The following is a 21402-nucleotide window of genomic DNA, read 5'->3' as shown; positions in this document are numbered from 1 at the left end:
GCGGAATAGCCACAGATTTAATCATTAACAATTGCAAATCATCAATACATTTCCATCCAAGTCCTGAAAGTTGAAATAGGCAAAATCTCCAATACGCTCAATTTCCTTTACAATGGTGATTCCCTGATCTTTAACAAACGTGTATGCCTCATCAATATCCTGGACGAAGAAATTAAATAAAACGTGACCGGAAGGATTTAAGGTAAAGGCTGGATCAAAGGTGTGGTCATCCAGTGTAAGACCGGTTTCAGAGGTGACAGGAATGTTGTATACCGGGGATTCTACTGAACCCTTATGAAAAGGCAATCCAAGCAGTGTGCTATACCATTCAGCCGACTTTTCCAGGTCGCTGACATGAATAAAAACATTGTTCACTTTGCCTGCAATCGGGGAAGCAATTGATTTCATATACTCACCGCTTTCATTGTGATTATTTTACCAATTCTCCATACACGGGAAAACTCCTTTAATTTAAGGGTTCAGCCTGTGTATTTCCCTGGCGACAGCTTCCAAAATGTACACAACTGGAACTTGAGTCGTAATATTGGACTGCTCAAACGTTTCCTCTGTCACATAATAGGCGATATTCAAATCTGAAACTTTCGCAATTGTTGAAAGCCGGCTGTTTGTGATGCTGATGATTTTACTGCCTTCCTGCTTCAGCTGGTTAAGATGGGTGACTGTAAAAGGAGTTTCCCCTGAGACAGATAAGGCAATCGTGACACTGCTGCTGCGGATGCTGGAATGGATCGGAAAATGGGGATCCTTGATATACAGTGAAAACTTGCCAAGACTCGAGAAATATCTGGCTCCGTATTCAGCCAGTATGCCTGAGCTTCCGATCCCTATAAATATAATGTTATCTGCCGTATTTATAAGTTCTGCTGCCTCGATGATTTTTTCGTCTAAATCACCTCTTAGCGTTCGCTCGAAAAACTCGACGATGGATTGCTTGGAACCTTTTATAGAGGTCTTTTTATTTTCCTGCAAATATAATTTAAACTTTATCTTAAATTCAGTGAAACCCTCACAATTCAGCTTCCTGCAGAACCGCAGGATGGTGGCCGTCGAAACATGGGTTTCATCTGCAAGTTCACGAATCCGCATATAAGGAATCTTTTCTTTGTTTTGACAGATGTAATGATATATGGATGTTTCTAAATCATTGAAAGATGCGATGATTTCATTTGAAAACATGATTCAGTAATCCTCCGTTGAAAAAATAGATAGGCTTATTTTATCACAAGGAGAAACAATACGTTACTTTTATGTAACAAATATCAAAATGCCGTTAAACAAGACTTAATTAACTCTATTTATTTACATACCCTTCGACTCGCTTTAAGCTTCTTCTATATCCCTTTTCGGGTAACATAAAAACTCCATTTAAACAAATATTAAAAAATAGCAGGTATTGGAGGTAATGAAATGAAAAAATACGATTTTCCTAAAGGTTTTTTGTGGGGCGGCGCCACTGCAGCGAACCAAATTGAAGGCGGATATAAGGAAGGGAATAAAGGCTTGAATATTGCGGATGTCCTTCCCGGAGGAAAAGAAAGATACAATATCTTAATGAAGCCTGGGTTTGACTTCGAAATTCATGAGGATCTTTTTTTTTATCCCAATCATGAAGCAATCGATTTCTATCATCGATATGAAGAAGATATTGCCTTATTTGCCGAAATGGGCTTCAAGGCATTCCGATTGTCGATAGCCTGGACCCGCATTTTTCCTAATGGTGATGAGTCGGAGCCAAATGAAGAAGGACTTGCTTTTTATGATCGTGTTTTTGATAAATTGCAGAAATATGGAATTGAGCCGGTTGTAACGATTTCCCATTATGAAATGCCTGTTCATTTAGTAAAAGAGTATGGTGGGTGGAGAAACCGCAAAGTTGTCAGTTTCTTTGAGAGGTATGCTAAAGCGATTTTGGGCCGGTATAAAGATAAAGTAAAGTACTGGATGACTTTTAATGAAATCAATAGCGGATTGGTCATGCCGATTAATGGGCTCGGCTTTTCCTATCAAACTGAAGAAGATAAATACCAGCCGACCTTCCAGGCCTATCACCATCAATTGGTCGCAAGCGCAATCGCGGTTAAGGCATGTCATGAGCTCATTCCTGAGTCAAAAATTGGCTGCATGCTTCTATTTGCGCCTGTGTATGCTTATGACAGCAACCCGGAAAATGTCATGTATGCCCTGCAGGAAGAGCAGCTTTTCAATTACTTTTGTGGTGATGTACAGGTTCGCGGGGAATATCCGGCTTTTATTAAAAGGTACTTTAAGGAACATCATATCAGCCTGGACATACAGGAAGGCGACCTGGATTTGTTGAAGGACGGCACTGTTGATTATATTGGCTTCAGCTATTATATGTCCCGCACCGAAAAGAAGGTTAAATCAGATGCAGACTCATCGGAAGGGAACATCATTGGCGGGGTTAGAAATCCCTTTCTTGAAACAAGTGACTGGGGCTGGGAAATCGACCCTGAAGGTTTGAGGATCAGCTTGAACAAGTTATATGATCGCTATCAGAAACCGCTATTTGTCGTAGAAAACGGACTTGGGGCCTATGACAAGGAAGAAGAGGACGGCAGCATCCATGACGACTATCGGATTGACTATCTTCGCGAGCATATAAAAGCAATGGGTGAAGCTATAGAGGATGGCGTCGAGCTAATGGGCTATACAAGCTGGGGCTGCATCGATATGGTCAGCATGTCAACAGGCGAATTTTCAAAACGCTATGGCTATATTTATGTGGACAAGCATGATGATGGCAGTGGAACATTGGAACGGAAAAAGAAGAAGTCTTTTTATTGGTATAAAGATGTGATCGAGTCAAACGGAGAAAAACTATAGAATATTTAAGCGGGCTGCCTGAGGGCAGTCTTTACTTGTTTAGAAAGTTAAATGTGCAGGTGTTATTATGAGAAATTTACACATGAACTAATGAAAAAATCTTTATGGAGTAAAATATGAATTAAGTCCAGGAAAATGATATTTCAGAGGAGCTAATAAATAATCCTGGTGTTCAGGAAGTCTAATGAATAGGGAGATGAAGCAGGTGATTTATATCTACCATGATTTTGGGGGAACTCATACAACATCTCTGGCAGCGGCATACCATCTAAAAATCATTCGTCACCGCAAACTCGAAAAAGAAGAAATAAGTGAGCTGCCGTATTTTAATAAATTGACAAAGAAAGATGCAGGAAAATTTATTTTTCATGGTGAAGATGAGGAAGGAAATCCGGTGTACACCCTTGGAAGAAGATCTTCTAAGCTGGCAGTTGAAACACTGCATCATTTTTGCCATTTATTAAATAGCCATAAAGGAATTAATGATAAAATCGTCCTCTCTGATACTTCACCTGCAGTACCGCTTTCTCTGACTATAGGTGGATTCATATCCAAAGGCTTAGGACTGGACAGATTAGGGACTCCACTGGTTATTAAAGGAGCACAGAAATGCAGCGGAAATATTCTGGAGCTGGTGAACGAAACGAAAAAAATTGCCGCCGGTTCTAATTCTGCTATAATTAAAATTGATAATAAGGAGTTTCAGGCATAGACAGTAAGAACCACCCTGATATTCAGATGGTTCTTTTCTTTTGCAGGTAACTATCCGGACAGAAAAAGCCTAGTTTCTTAATATAAATATAGTATCAGTCTGTCGGTCTTAAAATTTCCAGCAGTAGCTCTAACAGCTCTTAAAAACTTATGGAATGTTAGTTTTGCAGGAGTAAGCAAATAATAAAAAGTATTATTAAACCCCCATAATATAAAGAATCTCCTTCGTATTCTTTGAATATAATCAATCAAAAGTCTCGAGGGGAAAAATATGAAATCACCAGCTAAGGGGGCCCTTGCCATGGTATTTGCAGGGGCTATAACGTTTTCTGTTGCCAATGGCATGCTGAAAGCTACTAAACTTTTTTCAGAGGAACACTCTTCTGTTTTATCAGGTATTCAACAAAAATCTGAAGTAAACAGACAAATTGATGAAAAGTCAGAAGCAAACATACTGGCTGTGCAAGAGAATGCGAAACAAAAAACGGTTACAGAAGATGCTCCTGATTTTGAAGAATCATTAAAAAAGGAAAAGAATAGCGATAAGATGATTGTTGCTGTTCATACGAATACCGAAAAATCCAATCGGAAACCTGCTGTAAATCCTGTTTCAAAAGCTGTATCTGTCTCAAACGAAAAACCTTCGGCACCGGAGCCTGCCTCTGCACCTGCGGGAAGCAAGACAACAACTGAAGCATCAAAACCTGAGACCAGCACACAAGATCCAAACACACCTGCCTCTGGCACGGGAGGAGGAAGCATAATAAATCCTGCTGCAAAAACACTTAACCATGGCCAGCAGGTTTCCCAAGCCGCAAAAGAAAAAGCTGAGAGTAATCGGGTTAGCAAAGGAAAAGAAGACAAAGAAAACAATGGGAAAAATCATTAAACCTCAGGAAGGATCATCAGGAGACGGTGGTCCTTTTTCCTTTATAGGTATTAGATTATACAGCAAAAAGGCCTTCCCCAAATGGGAAAGGCTCTTGAATTCATTTAATATTCATAATGGAATTATCCTGAGTTACATTGCCTTTTCGTTTAAGTTTATTCCAGCCAACGGCTACTCCTTTTATAGCGGAGAAGATCGATTTTACCACAACATAAGTCATCAGCTGTTTATATAAAATTCGCTGCAGAAACAATGAGACTAGTGGTTTAGGGCTTTCTTTCTCCAGCCTGAACGCATAAAGGGAGGCGAAGAAATCCATCAAGTAGAATAGGACAAATCCAATGGCTGCTTTTTCAGGGTTTGGGCTGAAAAGGGCAAAGATGAACAATATATCTGCAATAGGAGAAATGGTTTGATAAACATATTGAAAAAGCCACATGTTAGGCAAGGCTACATATCCTAATGAATGATGTTTTTTGTTAAATAATGCCGCGCGATGTTTCCAAAGGCATTGGAGAGTGCCATATACCCATCGGTAGCGCTGCTTTGCCAGGCTTTTAATATCTTCAGGCACCTCTGTATAAGCATAAGCCTTTTCTTCGAACTCAATTTTCTTACCTTTGCGCAATAGTGCAAGTGTGATATCCGTATCTTCTGCAAGGGTATCCTCTCTAAAGTAACCAGCCTCTTCAACCGCAGACTTTTTCCATGCACCGATGGCACCTGGTACTACGGTAATGCAATTAAGAGCCGCAAAGGCTCTTCTTTCCAAATTAAAGCCTGTCACATATTCAATATGCTGCCAATTCGTCAGGAGATTCCCCTTATTCCCAACCTTTACATTACCTGAAACAGCAGCCACTTGATTATCTTTAAAATGGCTAACAAGTAAAGAGATGGCGTTTTCAGCAATGAGTGTATCGGCATCTAATGCAATTACTATTTCCCCCTTAGCTTCCTTAAATCCAAGGTTTACAGCCGAGGATTTTCCGCCATTGGGTTTTTTAATTAACCGGACGCAAGGAGTGTCCGCAAAAGTTTCTTCAACTGCACGAGCAGTATGATCCTTTGAGCCATCGTCGATTATCAGTATCTCTAAATCCGGATAGTCACTGGATAAAATAGAATCTACAGTTTTGCAAATTACTTTTTCTTCATTATAAGCTGCAATTACAACACTGACATAAGGAGTAAAGCCAGGGTCAATCCGGGTCTCTTTATACCTTTTGACCTGTTTCCAGGATAGGAAAACAAGAAATAGAATGCGCAAAACACCTAAGAGGATGGCTGAGTAAAACAAAAAGCTAAGTCCAGTGTTCCAGCTTTTAATGACCTTAAATACCGCCATATCATAAACAGAATAAGGGTTTTCCTGATCAGCAAAAGGCATGATTTCGGTATCTCTTTTCCCAATTAAACCGGCAGTTGTCGTAAATGTGTAGCCTCTATTTTTAAGAGTTTCAATAATTACCGGAAGGGCTTCCACTGTTTTGGAGCGGTCACCGCCAGCATCATGAAGCAAAATGACGTTACCTTCGGCCAGCTGATCCAATGTTCGATTTACAAGTTCATCTGCTGAAGATCCTTGCCAATCACCCGAGTCAATGGATTGGCCGACCATGGTATAGCCCAGATTCTGAGCTTCCATAATAGGAAGCTGTTCGTTTCTTGTGCCCAGTTCCGTATCTGCTATGTATGGAGGGCGAAAAAGAGTCATAGAATGACCTGTTATGCCTTGAATTAAGCGCTGTGTTGCATTCAATTCCATTCGTAAACGAGATGGTGTGATGGATGTAATATCAGGGTGTGTAAAGGTATGATTTCCGATTTCATGTCCCTCATCATAAATTCTGTTAACCAGCTGGGGATGCATCAATGCATTTTCTCCAACAATAAAAAAGGTGCCTTTTACCTCATACCTCTTCAATATATCCAATATTTTTGGTGTGTAGGCTGGATCAGGACCGTCATCAAAAGTAAGGACGATTTCTTTTTTGCTGGAGTTTCCATGGCGGATTACTTCAAAAGGCTTTGGATATTTAACATAGCTTTCCTTTTTTATCATTCCATTGGAATCCATCTCAAAGGTTCTTTTTCCTTTTTCAGCTTGTGAAGCGATTTTCAATATCTCTCCGTTACCTGTATGAAGTGCTGAGGAATGACTTTCAAAGGCACTTAGCATTTGAGATGGATTAATGATTTCCTTAGGCTTGTTAATAAAACTCCAGATAGAGGGATCCTCAGAACCGAGCCGCCATATTGCTATTCCGGTAGAGCCGCCATTAATCGCAAGGTTCATCTGGTTATAAAAAGTAGCAGCATCCAAAAACCAGACAGTATGATTTTTTCCATCTTCTTTATAGCGTAAGTAGGGGTTTCCAGCATTCATACTCCAATTAATATTAAGGTTCGCCTCGCTGCCCAGCTTCATGATATCTCCAAAAGTCATGTCAGCTGCGGGCTTATCCGAACCTTCTTCCCAGTCGTAACCGTATGTTCCTAAGCCTGCTACCAATTTTCCGGATGGAATATCAGCTTGATTCAAGTTCTCCTTAACCCAATCGGTTTGAGCGACAGGGCCTGGTGTGCTCATGGAATAATGCTGGTCATAGAGCATGACAATCACTCGGTCAGCGTATTTTGCTAAAGAAGTATAATCGTAGCTTTCGTCATTGGGCGGAACATCCAATGTCACCATAAAGCCTTCTTTGTGGAAGGCTTTATAAACTTTACTCATGAACTGAGTAAAATGATCCCTGTCGGCTGGTTTAATTGCTTCAAAGTCTATATTTATACCATCAAAGCCATTTGTTATCACATAAGAAAGCATTTCTTTAATAAAGAGATCGTCAGCACCTGGGGCAGTGAATAACCGGTGAAGAACATCTGAATCCCATTTGTTGTCTATAAAATTATTCACTAATGGCAGAATCTTAATTTCATGTTTATTTGCTTCTTTTACTATGGACCGGTCAATTGAAGACTTGAGCTTTAGATCTGGAGTAACCTGCATCCACTCAGGGACTAGAGTGGTTATGGACTCTTTATTTTTCTTGAAGGATGTTTTACTATTCTTGTCCCAATTGACATAGAATCCATACACTTCTTGCTTTCGTGCAATTTGTGCCATCTTTGGCTTTTCTGAAATAGCCGCTGAAGAAGTTGTCTTTTGAATCTGTGATGCCAATTCTTCTTCATTGAAGGGCTTATTTATCGGATTGATCCCGGAACTTGATACGCTTTGATCTAGATGCAGTTCAGGAAGCTTTGGAGCTGTATTTAAACTCTGTATGAAAAATGTCGATATAACAGCAATTAATAGGATGAAGCCAGCGCTCATTCGCTTAATCAGGGACCATCGCATTTTAGCAGGATCAAGAAATATATATTCCTGCTTTCCCTCGTTTTTTTTCAGACCCAGGTTATAAAACCAGTGGAAGAAAAAATAGCAGACTAGTCCAACCAAGCCTCCGAAGACTCCTGATGCAATTGATTCCGAGGTTACTATTTTGGTTTTAAGTGATGAAATGAACCAGTACTCTTCAAATGGGCCAAAATCCATGAAAGGCAGCTCGTGTATGTAGGGTATAAAAACAGTAATCAGAGTGCCCAGGAATAAGGCAATAATATTTAGGCGCAGCAGCAGTGAACAAACAAACAATAATGGAATACTAAAACTTTCCAAAGGTAAAAATGCCAGAAAAAACCCTAGAGTGCTTGCAATCGCTCCTGCATTTCCGGAGACAGGTGCAAACAAAGATCTGACAATCCACCTGAAAAAACGATCCACATTCATTCCCCCCAAAAGTAATGTCGAATTATCTATAATAATTTAATAGCTTTTGGAGTGTATGCTCCAAACATCCAATGGGTCAATTTTTCGACAAAAAATGACCATCAACAAAAATTTAGGTTGTGGTTCTATAATTTTGGGGGTGGGATAAAAAAATGTGTTTGCTTTTTTATGGTATTTAACGCGATTTACCATGGTTTAATGTAAGTAAGTGATAATTGTTTCAATTAAGTTAATTTGAACACCTTATCACCTTGTCTGCTCTGTAAGATTTCCAGCAGCTGTTCCGACATATAATTTGAGTCATATTCAAACCCATGATTTATCCATTCCGTAATCATTCCCAGCATGGCATGTACATAGAAGCTTGCCTGCAGTTCACGATTAATTTTGGGGTTAAACTGTACACCTTTAAGGTCTCTCAAAGTTACCTCTTTCAGTACATCGCACAATTTGCTCTGCAATCCAGATAATGCATTGGATTTTACCATTAGGGAATAGAATTCTTTTTTATGACTGACATGTTCAAAGATTTTAATGGCAGAAGAGGTAAGGGTCTTTAACTCGAAGGTTTCTGTGTCCTTATATGGTTCGCGATAGGAAGAGATTAGGTCTGCTATAACATCATCGACAATTTCATCAAGGAGATCTTCTTTGTATTCATAGTGCTTATAAAAGGTCCCCCTGTTGAGATTGGCTGTCTTCACGATATCTGTTACAGTTATTTTCTTGAATTCTTTCGTCTGCATTAAGGATAATAGGGCATCCATTAAGGCTTGTTTAGATTTAGTTATTCTTCGGTCAATAGGGAGATTTTGCTTATTGGACATAAATGGCCTCCATTGTAGAAATTGGATGAAAAAATGATCAAAATACAATGAATGTGTTCAATAGTAGACAAATTGCCGTTCATTTGCTGATTGAATGGAAGGTTTTATTACCATATTATAAAGGTGTAAGAGATAATCAACAAGTGTTCACTAAAACATTCAACCGAACGGAGGAAGTCTTTATGAAGCTTCAGGATAAAGTAGCGATTGTAACAGGTGCAGCATCAGGAATGGGAAAAGCGATTGCGGAGTTGTACGCAAGGGAAGGTGCAAGTGTCATTGCAGCTGACCTGAACCTGGAAGGGGCAGAGGCTGTGGCAAAGGGAATTACTGAGAATGGCGGAAAAGCCAAAGCTGTTCAGGTTAATGTTTCAAAACAAGCAGATATTGAAGGAATGATAGATGCAGCAGTACATGAATTTGGAACGCTGGATATCCTGGTGAATAACGCAGGGATTATGGACGGATTTGAACCCGTTGGAGACATCCAGGACGAACGATGGGATTTAATATTTGATATCAATACGAAGGGCGTCATGCGCGCCATGCGAAAAGCCATCCCGCTCTTTTTAGAAAAAGGGAAAGGGGTAATCATCAATACTGCTTCTACAGGCGGATTGAATGGTGCCCATGCGGGAGCTGCTTATGGGGCTTCAAAGCATGCAGTTATAGGGCTTACGAAAAACACTGCCTATATGTACGCAAACAGCGGCATCCGCTGTAACGCCATTGCACCAGGCGGAGTGGAAACAAACATCGCTGCTTCAATGAAAAACCTGAACGAATTTGGATTCGGCCGTACAAAAGCTGTTCAGGGTGTAATGCCAAGAGTCGGAAAGCCGGAGGAAATTGCACAGGTCGCATTATTCCTGGCATCTGATGATTCCAGCTTTGTTAATGGATCCGTGATTGTTGCTGATGGCGGGTGGACTGCAGCATTCTAAAGGGTAATCATATTTAAAAATGGTGAGGCATCAAATCATGATGATTTGGTGCCTTTTTTCGCGACATATAAGCTAACTGGTTTTGGCCGTGTCTTGATTCATGCATAGCTGCCAAATTCATAAAAGAATCATAATCTGAAGTTGTCCGGCAGTATGATAAAGTAATAACTTTTTGGCAGATCCCCAGGAGGAGAATAGGTATGGTCTTTTATCGGGATCCACAGGTAAATACAGAAGAAATGCTATCCATCATCAGAAACGGTCTCGGCATTTCTAAGGTCCAAAAAAAAATAATCGTTGTCGGAGCCGGTATGTCAGGTCTTGTTGCCGCTTCCCTGCTGAAGGCAGCAGGGCATGATGTGACGGTTTTAGAGGCAACACAAAGGGTTGGCGGCAGAATATTTACAATGAGAGAACCTTTTATGGACGGAATGTATCTGGATGTGGGAGCCATGCGCATTCCTCATACCCACCCTTTAGTTTTGGAATATATAAAAAAATTCCGCTTAAAGGTAAATGAATTCCGGAACACAACTCCCCAGGATCTTATCTTTGCCAATGGCATTAAAATAAATCGCACCATATATCAGCAAAACCCTGATATCCTGCGTTATCCTGTTGCTCCGCATGAAAAGGGGAAGACGGCGGAGGAGCTGCTTACGATGGCCATTAAGCCAGTAGCAGATTTTATTAATCAAAACCCTGCTCAAAATTGGAATATTATAGTAAGAGAATTTGACCGGTATCCGATGAGCTTCTTTCTCAGATACAACCCGGTTGGACCGAGTTTATCACCTGGTGCCCTTGAAAGCATTAAAGTTTTGCTTGGTCTGGAAGGCTTCCCGGAGTTGTCGTTTCCTGCGATTCTGCGGGAACTGCTTCCTTTATTTAGCCCGGACATTCATTTTTATGAAGTAGAAGGAGGGAATGACAAGCTTCCAAATGCATTTTTGCCCCAGTTAAAAGAAGACCTTTATTTCGGTTACCAAATGACAAAAATAGAACAGGATCCTCAGCAGGTTACAATCCATGCCAGACATACCTTGAGTCAAAAACCTTTGACGGTCAGTGGTGATCTTGCCATCTTAACTATACCTTTCTCCTTGCTGTCCTTCGTTGAAATCGTTCCCCGGCAATCATTTTCCCCTAATAAATGGAAAGCCATCAGGGAACTGCATTATGTTTCCTCCACGAAAATTGGGCTGCAGTTTAAACAGCGTTTTTGGGAACGCGAAGGTTTGCAGGGAGGAAAGCTGATGACAGATCTGCCCATTCGGTTCGCTGCCTATCCGAGCCATCTGATTGGATCTTCAGGTTCCGGCATCATTATGGCAAGCTATACATGGGAAGATGATACTTTATCCTGGGATAACCTTAAAGAAGGAGATCGGATTCGGAATGCCCTTGACAACTTGGCTGTCGTTCATGGCAATCAGGTGTACGAGTATTTCTTAACAGGCGCCTCCCATAGCTGGTCACAATATCCGTTTTCTGGCGGAGCCTTCTCCATGTTCAAACCGAACCAGGAAACTGAGCTATTCCCATTTATTCCTGTTCCGGAGGGAAGAGTCCATTTCGCCGGGGATCACACGTCCCTAGCCCCGGGATGGATTGAAGGGGCAATTCAATCAGGAATAAGGGTTGCACGTGAAGTAACCGATTTGCCCCGCAGCTATTAGGGGCGGCAAAAGCTAAAATGCGACAGGAATGTCTGTTTTTGACGTTAAAATGTGCCATTGGATAGGCACTTTTTAACGATTTTCCAACAAATTGTACAAGACAGCTGTAAACGCTTTCAATATAATTGAAATAACAGATAGGAAAGGGGGATGCGTTCAAATGGAACTTTTAATGGAAAAATGTGAACATGGCCAGCAGGAAGAACCTTGTGAAAAGTGTGCCCCTAATCCAGAAGGGGAAGAGAGTTACGATACCTGTGATTATGACTATCATAAGAGACTGTGGTTCTAAGAAAAGCGAAAGCGCCTTGCCCGCCCCCGTTTTGAGACCTCGGGGGGGCAGGCGCTGAAGCTGGGCAATTACAAATTGTTGTATGTTAAAAAACACTTGGAGAAAATTTTCCCCAAGTGTTTTTCTATCTATAATTTCTTTCTCCTCATCCATTGCGTAGCAGCCCATTTATCACCCATGACAACAGGTGCTCCTCCATGAAGTGTCAGGTCGTTTAAGTTCTGATCATTATAAAAGTATTCAAAATAAACAGCCATGCCTTTTTGTGGAGAAACGGAGAAGTTAAGCTTGGGAAAATACGTTTCCCCGCCCTGTTCCACATCATTCAGGTACATGACAAGCGTGCTGATTCTAGGATTGCTTGCTGCTCTGCTGGTCGAAGAGAAGAAGTCAAAATGAGCTTTATATTCCTGGCCTATTTTATAGTTAAGGATCTGCAGCCCTTCACCATGCTCAACTGGAATGTTCATGATTTGAGATATTCTTTTTTCGATTCTGGCGACAATTTCATTTTCCCCTTCATGGAAAAAAGTGCTGCTGCTGGTTCGCAGTTCATCAACTTCAAGGGAGTTGGCAACTTTTGAACGCTGCATGCGATCTTTTGATTGCTGAATCAGCTGGTCACATTCTTCATCGCTCAGCACATTTCCCAGAATCACGATCAATGGCTCTGCTAATTTGGCAATTATATGAATTTCCCGATCTTCTGTAATTATTTTATTTCCAACATGATCAAAAATCGTTTGTTCTTTATTAGATGCATCCATTGCCATGTACATCAACCTCTTTTTATTTAGTTTTCTGAAAATTCGATATATTAAGGGGCTGCTTGAAGTATTCCTATTTGTGCGTTCCTTCCTCCTAAATAAATGGATGTCTGCAGCAGTTTTTCAACTGGCTGAATTTATTTTACACTCTGATATGGAGGAATTCTATCTTTTTTTTACTGGTAAGCTATTAAAATAGAAAGGAGGCTTCTGCATTATATTGATTTTCCGGAATATATTTCAATACATAAGCCAGTCTGAACCAAAGGAGATGGCCAGTGTATAGAAATAGGGTTCAATACTATTTAAGCCAAAGACGAAAGGGCAATTTTTCCACCTTTAAAAATGGACTGATTATCATACTCGGAGCAACACTTGTGGCTGTTTCCCTGCAATTATTCCTTGTGAAAAATTATGTTATTGATGGAGGAGTTGTTGGATTGAGCATCATCCTTTCACATGTCTTTCATGTAGATGTGGGTGCCTTGATCCTGCTGATGAATCTCCCATTTTTAGTGGCAGGCTTTTTCTTTTTAGGGGGAAGATTTTTGGTGTTAAGCCTGTTTGCCAGTTCAGTGCTGGCAGGGGAGACATACATATTGGCCCCATTTGAGGAAGTGACTAACCATCCGCTGCTGATCATAATTCTGGGAGGCCTCTTGCTCGGAATGGGAGTGGGCCTCATTATCCGGTTTGGAGCCTGCCTGGATGGAACAGAAGTTTTGGCGATTTTATTCAGCGAACGTTTGCCCTTAACCATCGGACAATGCATTCTTATAATGAATACCTTTATCTTTGGAAGTTCTGTATTTTTATTCGGCATTACTGAAGCCGCATACTCCCTTGCAACATTTTTTGTTGCTTATAAAACCATAGATACCATTATAATGAAGACTTAAACATTTTCGAATAATTTGATGGGCCAGGTGCATCCTAAGTCGTAAAAAAGCTGAAGGAGATTTCCTGTGAATCCATACGAAATTACCAGCATGATTATTGATGATGAATTTGATGGAGAAGAATATGTCACAACAGAATTTCTCCAGGAAAATAATACTTTTAGCATAACATTTAAAAAAGCAGATCTTGAGGTGATCAACGCCTGGGTATTTAATGATGGCTCATCGATTCCCGCGAATTTGTCTGAGGAGATGATAGAGTCAATCAGAAACTCTGTGAAAAAAAGAATAGGACGAAAATAGAGGCAGGAAATTGAACCTCTATTTTTTTTGCATAAAATAAACCCTCTCTCAAACAATACTTGTAAATACAATTGTATCTGCAAGTGAGGGGGAAAAGGGTGAACATTCTATTGAAACAGCAGACATTGCTTGTCATAAGGGCACTATACTTCTGCAGGGAAAAGAAGTGGGCGGAGCTTGAAAAGAAGTTTAAACTGACGCCCGCTCAGCAGCATATTCTGTTTCTGCTTGGCACTCATAATCAAAAAATAACCCCGACCCAAATAAGTGTTCTGGGATGCTGGCATCCATCGACTGTAACCAGGCTTTTAAAGCCGTTAAAGGAAAAAGGGCTGGTCGAAATCACGGCCAATAAAGAGCATCTCCGCTATAAATTTGTCGCTATTTCTAAAAGCGGAAAGGAAGTATTGGATCAGATTATGGATGAGGTAAAAGAGATGGAACAATTTCCGCTGAATTTGAGTCATTTATCCGAAAACGAGCTTATGTCTTTCCTTGAATATGGTCAGATGATAGCAGGGGTTCAAAAAGGAGATGCCTTTAGAAAAATGCTGATTGATGCACGGGTAGAAAATTATGATTATGCATAATTCTTTTAGGCTGATGATGCATTTTGGGAGGTGATTCTATGAGTTATAGCGAATATTGGGAGCAAATATATTCACGAAGCGAAAAGATGAATGTCCTCATTTCTTCATACTGGAGAGAATATTCAGGTCTTGGAACCTGGCAGTTTTGGGCGGTGTTGGCACTAATGGTGCTGCCTCTTGTTATTGTATATCTATCAGTAGACCGGACCAGGATATTTGAGATTTTCTTTTTTGGATATACCGTGCACATTCTATGGACGTACGCTGATAGCTTTTTGGAGAGGTACAGTTATTTTGTCCACACCTATTTTATATTGCCCATGTTTCCCTATGCCATGAATATGACAGCCTCTGCTTTGCCGGTCGGTTTCCTTCTGATCTATCAGTACTGCACGAACCGCAATAAAAGCTTTCTTCTTTACACCATTTTAGCAAGTGCGGTTTTTGCCTTTGTTTTTGCCACGGTCGAAGAATGGGCTGGTATGGTCCATTTTAACAAAGGAATGAATCAATTTTATATTTTTCTGATTGATATCGCTATTGCTTATACAGCCTATTTTTTAACGATGTTTGTAAAAAGAATGAGTGATAATATCAAAGGGTGAAAAGAAACTAGCCTCCCATCTGCTTAGAGATGGGAGGCTAGTTGTTAAACGTTCTCTTTCCAAAGCTTCATTGGATTGTCTTGATCCTCCTGCAATGGCATTTGCACCAATTTGAGTCCCCTGTCATCTCTTGCGTTTTTCAAATCCTCATAAATCATTTTAGACTTGCCTAAGCCTGCATGAAAAGCGTCGTCTACTGATTGGCAATAGTATACCTTATCGATGCCAGCGAAATACATGGCAGTTAAACACAACGGGCAAGGTTCCCCGCTTGCATACATCGTAAAGCCGGCTAAATCATTCGTTTGAAACTGCTCCTGTGCCCGCCGGATAGCAAGCAGTTCCGCATGACCGCTGACATCATGCTTTTTATGCAATTCATTCACTCCTTCAGCAATGATGTCCTGTTCTTTCACCAGAACTGCACCGAAGGGCTGGCCGCCGTCTTTTACATTATTAATGGCCAGTTCTATAGCCCGTTTCATGAAGTGATCCATTATTAATCATCCTTTTTCAATTAATTGACTCTAATTAAATTAATATCATTTTTTCGTTGGTTATCCAAATAATCTGCTGACTTTACAGCCTGGCAATAGCAAAATTTTCAAATTCGCGCATCAGCATCTGCTGTAAAAGGATGGATATTCATTCAGGTAATCTATATAATTAATTATACATTTTACAGAAAAATAATAAGGAGGCATACATTATGACAGAGTTAGATTCCAATAGTCCTATTCCGCTTCACATACAGCTAAAGAATGAGCTGCAGGAGTTAATAGACAATCGTTCTTTCAATGAAAAAATACCAAGTGAAAGAGAGTTGATGGATACCTATAAAGTGAGCAGAAGCACTGTGAGAGAAGCGGTTTCCCATTTAGTAAACGAAGGTGTGCTAAAGAAAGTCCACGGAAAAGGCACTTTTATATCAAAAAAACCGATTGAGGAGTGGCTTGGGAATATTACCAGTACAACAGAAGTGATAAAAAAAATGGGTATGAAGCCGGATGCAAAATTATTGGATAATGGCATCGTTGTTCCGGCAAAAGAAATTGTGGAAGCCAGCGGACTTACAGAGGCATACTTTATAAAGCGAATTCGCTATGCTAACGATAAGCCATTGGCCCTTGAAAGTCAGTATTACCCTATTGAAATTGGTAAAAGCCTCGCCCAATATGATATTGAAAAGGGAACACTGTATGATCTGCTTGAGCAGAGTCTGAACTTAAAGTTTGCAGAAGCCGAACAGATAATTACAAGCACTTATTTATCTAAAGAAGAAGCCGATTTGCTTGGTGTTCCATGTTCCTTAAGTGTGCTTCACATTGAACGGTTATTATCAGACATTAATGGAAACTTAATAGAATACTATTCTGCTTATTTTCGTTCGGATATGTACTCATTTAGAATAAAACTATCAAAGAATTCTAGTTAAATACAGTGTTATGCAATTTTCCAATGATACCTATTGATAATTCCGATAATATAAAATTTTTAGAAAATATTGAAAAGAAATAATGGTTGTGTTTTAATTACAACTGAGGCTAGTCATACAACAACTGGTACGGACGACATGACGTCATGATGTGATGGGTACTATTTTTAAATTGCAGGATGGAGTGATGACATGATTATAGGTGTGCCAAAGGAAGTAAAGAATAATGAAAACCGGGTTTCTGTTGTACCGGCAAGTGTTTCTGCGTTTGCAGATGCCGGCCATACAGTACTGATTGAGAAAGGTGCAGGTGCAGGATGCGGGATCTCTGACCAGGAATATGAAAAAGCAGGTGCAGCAGTTGTTTCAAGTGCAGAAGAGGCCTGGTCTGCGGATATGGTCATGAAGGTGAAGGAGCCGCAGCCTGATGAATACCAATATTTTCGAAAAGGATTGATTCTCTTTACCTATTTGCATCTGGCTGCCGAACCTGAATTGACAAAGGCTTTGCTCGAAAAAGAAGTTACCTCGGTTGCTTATGAAACCATTCAGCTGGATAACAGATCATTGCCTCTCCTTACTCCTATGAGCGAAGTTGCGGGCAGGATGTCTGTCCAGCTTGGAGCCCAATTTCTTGAAAAGATTCATGGCGGGAAAGGAGTCCTTTTAGGCGGAGTTCCCGGTGTGAAGCCAGGAAAAGTGGTGATTATCGGCGGTGGAGTGGTTGGGACGAATGCCGCAAAAATGGCAGTTGGCCTCGGTGCAGAAGTTAGCATCATTGACATAAGTGCTGAAAGACTCCGCCAGCTGGACGATCTTTTTTCCGGCAGGGTAAGGACGGTCATGTCAAATCCGTTCAATATCGCCCAGGAAGTAAAACATGCCGATTTAGTGATAGGGGCTGTTCTCATCCCCGGTGCAAAAGCACCTCAGTTAGTAACCGAAGAAATGGTTAGGCAAATGGAAAAGAATTCGGTCATTATTGATGTTGCCATTGATCAGGGCGGTTCAATTGAAACCATCGATCATATTACCTCACACGATTCTCCAACATATGTAAAGCATGGTGTTTTGCATTATGCGGTTCCAAACATTCCGGGCGCTGTAGCAAGAACTTCCACTTATGCCCTCGCTAATACTACAGCACCATATGCCTTAATGCTCGCTAATACAGGGATTGAAAATTCTATTGTTAAGTATCCTTTTCTTGAAAAAGGGGTCAATACCATGAATGGAAAGGTCACTCATCAGAGAGTTGCAGAGGCGCATAACTACCCTTATACATCCACCCATGAGTTAATAAACAAAATTCCAGCCGCAACATGATTCCCCATTAGAAGAGACACAATGCATACCTGAATCTTTACTAAATAGAAGGAGGCAAGCAATATGTCTACAGTAGAACTGAATGATAACAAAAAGTTAACTGATAAGGATCAGGAACACTTATGGCATGCGATGAGCCGGCATACAGAAGGAAGCAGTCCGATGATAGCCAAATCAGGTGAAGGCTCATGGTTTACTGATATGGATGGCAATCGATATTTGGATGGTGTTTCCGGTCTTTGGTGTCTGAATCTGGGACACGGACGGAAAGAAATTGCAGAGGCCGCAGCAGAGCAAATGATGCAGCTGTCGTATTTCCCTCTCACATTAAGTCATGCGCCAGCCATTAAGTTATCTGCCAAAATTAGTGAATTGCTGGGGGATTCCTATAAAACATTTTTCTCAAATAGCGGTTCCGAAGCAAATGAAACCGCATTCAAAATAGCGAGGCAATACCATAATCAGAATGGCCATCCGGGTAAATATAAATTTATTTCGCGCTACCGTGCCTATCATGGTTCAACTTTAGGTGCATTAAGTGCTACTGCACAGGCCAACAGGAGAGTGAAATACGATCCTGGCATGCCGGGATTCCTGCATGTTCCGCCTCCTTACAGCTATCGCTGTCCATTTGGCGAAGATGTGAAGGATTGCGATAAAGTCGCAGCTGATATGATTGACCAGGTCATCCAATGGGAAGGGTCCGAAACCGTTGCTGCGGTCATAATGGAGCCATTCATTTCAGGCGGGGGAGTTATTATCCCATCTCCTGAATATCTGCAGAGAGTGGCACAAATCTGCAAAAAACATGATGTCCTCCTGATAATGGATGAGGTTGTATCCGGATTCGGGCGAACGGGTAAAATGTTTGGATTTATGCATTCGGCGGGGGTTCAGCCTGATATCGTAACGATGGCAAAAGGGTTGACAAGCGGCTATCTCCCGCTTGGTGCTACGGCAGTGCATTCCAGAATTTATGAGAAATTTAAAGAGCAAGGTACAGATAACCATTTCCGCCATGTCTCAACATATGGCGGACATCCGGCAAGCTGTGCGGTTGCATTGAAAAATATCGAAATAATCGAAAGAGAGAATATTGTCAGCAGGGTAGAGATTCTGGGTGAAAGCATTTTAGGCAGCTTAAAAGATTTGCAGACTCATAAAAATGTAGGCGAAGTCAGAAGCGCCGGTTTCTTGTATGGAATTGAAATGGTTGAAAATAAGGAAACAAAGCAGCCGGCATCAGATCAATTAATGGCAAAGGTCATTGCACTATGTAAAGAAAAAGGCCTGATCATTGGCAGAAATGGGGATACAGTGCCTGGTTTCAATAATGTCCTTATTATAGCTCCGCCACTTTCATCTACAGAAGAAGATTTAAAATTCGTTGTCAGGACGGTCGAAAGTGCATTTAAGGAGATTTAGACAAAAAGTTGTATCTGGATGAGAGCTCTTTTTTACAGGGCTTCTATCCATTTAAATATATGGAACTTTTAAAACCGGAAAGGGAGTGCTCGTAATGGCAAAAGCAGAAAAAGAATTAGCAGAAATCAAAACAAAAAAGGTGAAAATGACACCAAGTGAGGCTATTGTAGAAACTTTGGTCAAGGAAGGTGTCACACATATTTCCGGGATTTTGGGATCGGCATTTATGGATCTATTAGACTTGCTTCCAACTGCCGGGATCCGCTTCATCGGTGTGCGGCATGAGCAAAGCGCTGCCCACATGGAAGATGCCTATACTCGAGTTAGCGGAATTGCAGGAGTAGTGATTGGCCAAAATGGGCCAGGAATCACCAATATGGTAACATCTGTTGCCGCTGCGAATCAGGCACACACCCCTATGGTCGTTATTTCTCCATCAGCGGGAACACCTACAGTCGGATGGGACGGTTTCCAGGAGTGTGATCAGGTTTCAGTTTTTAAAGCAATTACAAAGGAAACCGTTCGGGTCACACATCCGGGGCGTGTGGCAGATTGCCTGAGGACTGCCTTTAGAATCGCTTACGCAGAGAGAGGTCCAGTGCTCTTTGATATTCCGCGGGACTATTTTTATGGGGAAGTAGAAGATGTCATTCTTGAACCGCATCAATATCGTGTTGATAATAGGGGCTGCGGATCATTAGAGCAGATTGATCAGGCTGTGGATTTGATTGCTTCTGCCAAGAACCCAGTCATCATTTCCGGCAGGGGAGTAGTGGATTCAGATGGAATAGAGGCAGTGAAGGAAATTGCCGATCACTTAACGATTCCTGTAGCTGTTTCATATATGCATAATGATGCTTTCCCGGCAAATGAACCTTTAGCGGTAGGACCTATTGGATATATGGGGTCAAAAGCAGCTATGAACACATTAAAGGATGCAGATGTGGTGCTGGCTATCGGTACTAGATTATCTGTATTTGGAACATTGCCATGCTATGACATTGATTATTTTCCGAAAAACGCAAAGATTATCCAAATTGATATCAATCCACGCAATATCGCCAGGACCCATCCAGTAGAAATTGGGATCATTGGAGATGCAAAAGCAGCTTCTGTTGAAATCGCAAAACGGCTAAAAGAAAAAGTACCAAGTAAGCAATTCAATTCTGAAAGAATGGCAAGAGTCACAAATGAAAAAGAGCAATGGGAAAAAGAACTTGTGGATCTGGCCATGGTGGAAGGAAATCCAATCAATCCGCGCAGGGCGCTCCTGGAGCTTACTAAGGTCCTTCCGGAAAACGCGATTGTTACTACAGATATCGGGAATGTATCTTCTACCGCAAATGCCTATTTAAAATTCAATTCCGGCCGCCAGCATGTGGCAGCCTTAACATTTGGGAATACAGGCTTTGCCTATCCTTCAGCATTAGGCGCTAAGCTTGCAAATCCGAATAGCCCTGTAGTGGCCATCGTAGGGGATGGCGCATGGGGAATGAGCCTGCATGAAGTAAGTACGGCTGTAGAGGAAAACATTCCAGTAGTGGCATGTGTTTTTAATAACAATGCCTGGTGTGCAGAAAAGAAGAACCAAGTAGATTTCTATAATAATCGCTTTGTAGGAGCAGATATCCAGAATCCCGACTTTGCAGAGGTAGCAAGGTCCATGGGGGCACAAGGAATTAGTGTAGATAAACCTGAGGATGTAGGGCCAGCCATTCTCCAGGCTATAAAATCCAATAAACCGACAGTCATTGATATTCAGGTGGATGGCACGCAATTGGCACCTCCATTCCGCAAAGATGCGTTAAAGATGCCGACTCGCCTTCTGCCGAAATATGCTCACCTGGATCATAAAAACTGGTAGGTAAAATGGAAGGAGCTTAATAGATTTTTGATTAAGCTCCTTTTTAAAGGAAAGCTTACGAGTTTGAAGAGATCGTTATTATGCTGATGTTAGAAAGTTCCTATGACGCGGACTGACCGATATATTAGAAAAGATGGCCGATTAAAATAAAAAATGACCGATAAATCCTAAATCTGACCTATAAT

Annotated in this window: 20 protein-coding genes; 13 read left to right on the top strand and 7 right to left on the bottom strand. The window is 41.1% G+C overall.

Features of this window, described 5'->3' with window-relative positions:
- Positions 1-24: 24 nt before the first annotated feature.
- Together A361_RS17040 and A361_RS17035 are read right to left on the bottom strand one after the other, a co-directional pair.
- Complete coding sequence (locus tag A361_RS17040) at positions 25-408, bottom strand: VOC family protein (protein ID WP_009333708.1); 384 nt, start codon at positions 406-408, stop codon at positions 25-27.
- 63 nt (positions 409-471) lie between these two features.
- On the bottom strand, positions 472-1197 hold the full coding sequence (locus tag A361_RS17035) for a MurR/RpiR family transcriptional regulator (RefSeq protein ID WP_009333709.1): 726 nt from the start codon (positions 1195-1197) through the stop codon (positions 472-474).
- Between the two features lie 231 nt (positions 1198-1428).
- Here A361_RS17035 and A361_RS17030 point away from each other — a divergent pair, with 231 nt between their 5' ends.
- The 3 genes from A361_RS17030 to A361_RS17020 all read left to right on the top strand — a co-directional run bounded on the left by A361_RS17030 (position 1429) and on the right by A361_RS17020 (position 4465).
- Entirely contained in the window at positions 1429-2865 is a 1437-nt protein-coding gene (locus A361_RS17030; RefSeq protein ID WP_009333710.1) for a glycoside hydrolase family 1 protein, read from the top strand.
- Positions 2866-3049: 184 nt separating this feature from the next.
- Entirely contained in the window at positions 3050-3577 is a 528-nt protein-coding gene (locus A361_RS17025; RefSeq protein ID WP_009333711.1) for a DUF3189 family protein, read from the top strand.
- Between the two features lie 270 nt (positions 3578-3847).
- Positions 3848-4465 (top strand): hypothetical protein, encoded by a 618-nt coding sequence (locus A361_RS17020; protein WP_009333712.1) that lies wholly within the window; start codon positions 3848-3850, stop codon positions 4463-4465.
- Between the two features lie 100 nt (positions 4466-4565).
- Here the strand turns inward: A361_RS17020 and A361_RS17015 are convergent, their stop codons facing one another.
- Positions 4566-8255 (bottom strand): polysaccharide deacetylase family protein, encoded by a 3690-nt coding sequence (locus tag A361_RS17015; RefSeq protein ID WP_019382705.1) that lies wholly within the window; start codon positions 8253-8255, stop codon positions 4566-4568.
- A 230-nt stretch (positions 8256-8485) separates the two neighbouring features.
- Positions 8486-9088, bottom strand: coding sequence for a TetR/AcrR family transcriptional regulator (locus A361_RS17010; RefSeq protein ID WP_009333715.1), 603 nt, complete (start codon positions 9086-9088; stop codon positions 8486-8488).
- 182 nt (positions 9089-9270) lie between these two features.
- Between A361_RS17010 and A361_RS17005 the strand changes: the two genes are divergently transcribed.
- Together A361_RS17005 and A361_RS17000 are read left to right on the top strand one after the other, a co-directional pair.
- A complete protein-coding gene (locus A361_RS17005) occupies positions 9271-10032 on the top strand; it encodes an SDR family oxidoreductase (protein WP_009333717.1) in 762 nt (253 codons plus the stop codon).
- 200 nt (positions 10033-10232) lie between these two features.
- Positions 10233-11711: a flavin monoamine oxidase family protein gene (locus A361_RS17000; protein WP_009333719.1), complete on the top strand. Its 1479-nt coding sequence runs from the start codon at positions 10233-10235 to the stop codon at positions 11709-11711.
- Positions 11712-11880: 169 nt separating this feature from the next.
- Here A361_RS17000 and A361_RS16995 read toward each other — a convergent pair whose 3' ends face one another.
- Both A361_RS16995 and A361_RS16990 read right to left on the bottom strand, forming a co-directional pair.
- A complete protein-coding gene (locus tag A361_RS16995) occupies positions 11881-12156 on the bottom strand; it encodes a hypothetical protein (protein WP_019382706.1) in 276 nt (91 codons plus the stop codon).
- A complete protein-coding gene (locus tag A361_RS16990) occupies positions 12132-12776 on the bottom strand; it encodes a 2OG-Fe(II) oxygenase (protein ID WP_019382707.1) in 645 nt (214 codons plus the stop codon). Before A361_RS16990 ends, A361_RS16995 begins: the two co-directional genes overlap by 25 nt.
- A 272-nt stretch (positions 12777-13048) precedes the next feature.
- Here A361_RS16990 and A361_RS16980 point away from each other — a divergent pair, with 272 nt between their 5' ends.
- The 4 genes from A361_RS16980 (at position 13049) to A361_RS16965 (ending at position 15167) form a co-directional block, all read left to right on the top strand.
- The gene (locus A361_RS16980; protein ID WP_019382709.1) at positions 13049-13669 is read left to right on the top strand and encodes a YitT family protein; all 621 of its coding nucleotides are present in this window, start codon (positions 13049-13051) and stop codon (positions 13667-13669) included.
- A gap of 66 nt (positions 13670-13735) precedes the next feature.
- Positions 13736-13972, top strand: a complete 237-nt coding sequence (locus A361_RS16975; RefSeq protein WP_019382710.1) for a hypothetical protein — start codon at positions 13736-13738, stop codon at positions 13970-13972.
- 98 nt (positions 13973-14070) lie between these two features.
- Positions 14071-14562, top strand: a complete 492-nt coding sequence (locus A361_RS16970) for a MarR family transcriptional regulator (RefSeq protein ID WP_019382711.1) — start codon at positions 14071-14073, stop codon at positions 14560-14562.
- A 38-nt stretch (positions 14563-14600) separates the two neighbouring features.
- Entirely contained in the window at positions 14601-15167 is a 567-nt protein-coding gene (locus tag A361_RS16965; RefSeq protein WP_009333727.1) for a hypothetical protein, read from the top strand.
- A gap of 44 nt (positions 15168-15211) precedes the next feature.
- Here A361_RS16965 and A361_RS16960 read toward each other — a convergent pair whose 3' ends face one another.
- On the bottom strand, positions 15212-15664 hold the full coding sequence (locus A361_RS16960; RefSeq protein WP_019382712.1) for a nucleoside deaminase: 453 nt from the start codon (positions 15662-15664) through the stop codon (positions 15212-15214).
- Between the two features lie 212 nt (positions 15665-15876).
- Here A361_RS16960 and A361_RS16955 point away from each other — a divergent pair, with 212 nt between their 5' ends.
- The 4 genes from A361_RS16955 to xsc all read left to right on the top strand — a co-directional run bounded on the left by A361_RS16955 (position 15877) and on the right by xsc (position 21217).
- A complete protein-coding gene (locus tag A361_RS16955; RefSeq protein WP_009333729.1) occupies positions 15877-16602 on the top strand; it encodes a GntR family transcriptional regulator in 726 nt (241 codons plus the stop codon).
- Positions 16603-16794: 192 nt separating this feature from the next.
- Positions 16795-17928, top strand: a complete 1134-nt coding sequence (ald, locus tag A361_RS16950; RefSeq protein ID WP_009333730.1) for an alanine dehydrogenase — start codon at positions 16795-16797, stop codon at positions 17926-17928.
- 63 nt (positions 17929-17991) lie between these two features.
- Positions 17992-19353, top strand: coding sequence for an aspartate aminotransferase family protein (locus A361_RS16945; RefSeq protein ID WP_019382713.1), 1362 nt, complete (start codon positions 17992-17994; stop codon positions 19351-19353).
- A 94-nt stretch (positions 19354-19447) separates the two neighbouring features.
- Positions 19448-21217 carry a sulfoacetaldehyde acetyltransferase gene (gene xsc / locus A361_RS16940; RefSeq protein WP_009333732.1) on the top strand — a complete coding sequence of 590 codons (1770 nt, stop codon included), beginning with the start codon at positions 19448-19450 and terminating at the stop codon, positions 21215-21217.
- Positions 21218-21402: the final 185 nt, after the last annotated feature.

Origin of the sequence: Cytobacillus oceanisediminis 2691, assembly GCF_000294775.2 — a bacterium.
GTDB classification, from domain to species: domain Bacteria; phylum Bacillota; class Bacilli; order Bacillales; family Cytobacillaceae; genus Cytobacillus; species Cytobacillus pseudoceanisediminis.
This window is presented reverse-complemented; position numbering and strand designations above follow the sequence as displayed.

Excerpts from the sequence above, each read along its gene's own strand:
- A361_RS17040 (WP_009333708.1), bottom strand. The coding sequence starts at position 408 with ATGAAATCAATTGCTTCCCCGATTGCAGGCAAAGTGAACAATGTTTTT.
- A361_RS17035 (WP_009333709.1), bottom strand. The coding sequence starts at position 1,197 with ATGTTTTCAAATGAAATCATCGCATCTTTCAATGATTTAGAAACATCC.
- A361_RS17030 (WP_009333710.1), top strand. The coding sequence starts at position 1,429 with ATGAAAAAATACGATTTTCCTAAAGGTTTTTTGTGGGGCGGCGCCACT.
- A361_RS17025 (WP_009333711.1), top strand. The coding sequence starts at position 3,050 with ATGAATAGGGAGATGAAGCAGGTGATTTATATCTACCATGATTTTGGG.
- A361_RS17020 (WP_009333712.1), top strand. The coding sequence starts at position 3,848 with ATGAAATCACCAGCTAAGGGGGCCCTTGCCATGGTATTTGCAGGGGCT.
- A361_RS17010 (WP_009333715.1), bottom strand. The coding sequence starts at position 9,088 with ATGTCCAATAAGCAAAATCTCCCTATTGACCGAAGAATAACTAAATCT.
- A361_RS17005 (WP_009333717.1), top strand. The coding sequence starts at position 9,271 with ATGAAGCTTCAGGATAAAGTAGCGATTGTAACAGGTGCAGCATCAGGA.
- A361_RS17000 (WP_009333719.1), top strand. The coding sequence starts at position 10,233 with ATGGTCTTTTATCGGGATCCACAGGTAAATACAGAAGAAATGCTATCC.
- A361_RS16995 (WP_019382706.1), bottom strand. The coding sequence starts at position 12,156 with ATGGATGAGGAGAAAGAAATTATAGATAGAAAAACACTTGGGGAAAAT.
- A361_RS16990 (WP_019382707.1), bottom strand. The coding sequence starts at position 12,776 with ATGGCAATGGATGCATCTAATAAAGAACAAACGATTTTTGATCATGTT.
- A361_RS16965 (WP_009333727.1), top strand. The coding sequence starts at position 14,601 with ATGAGTTATAGCGAATATTGGGAGCAAATATATTCACGAAGCGAAAAG.
- A361_RS16960 (WP_019382712.1), bottom strand. The coding sequence starts at position 15,664 with ATGGATCACTTCATGAAACGGGCTATAGAACTGGCCATTAATAATGTA.
- A361_RS16955 (WP_009333729.1), top strand. The coding sequence starts at position 15,877 with ATGACAGAGTTAGATTCCAATAGTCCTATTCCGCTTCACATACAGCTA.
- ald (WP_009333730.1), top strand. The coding sequence starts at position 16,795 with ATGATTATAGGTGTGCCAAAGGAAGTAAAGAATAATGAAAACCGGGTT.
- A361_RS16945 (WP_019382713.1), top strand. The coding sequence starts at position 17,992 with ATGTCTACAGTAGAACTGAATGATAACAAAAAGTTAACTGATAAGGAT.
- xsc (WP_009333732.1), top strand. The coding sequence starts at position 19,448 with ATGGCAAAAGCAGAAAAAGAATTAGCAGAAATCAAAACAAAAAAGGTG.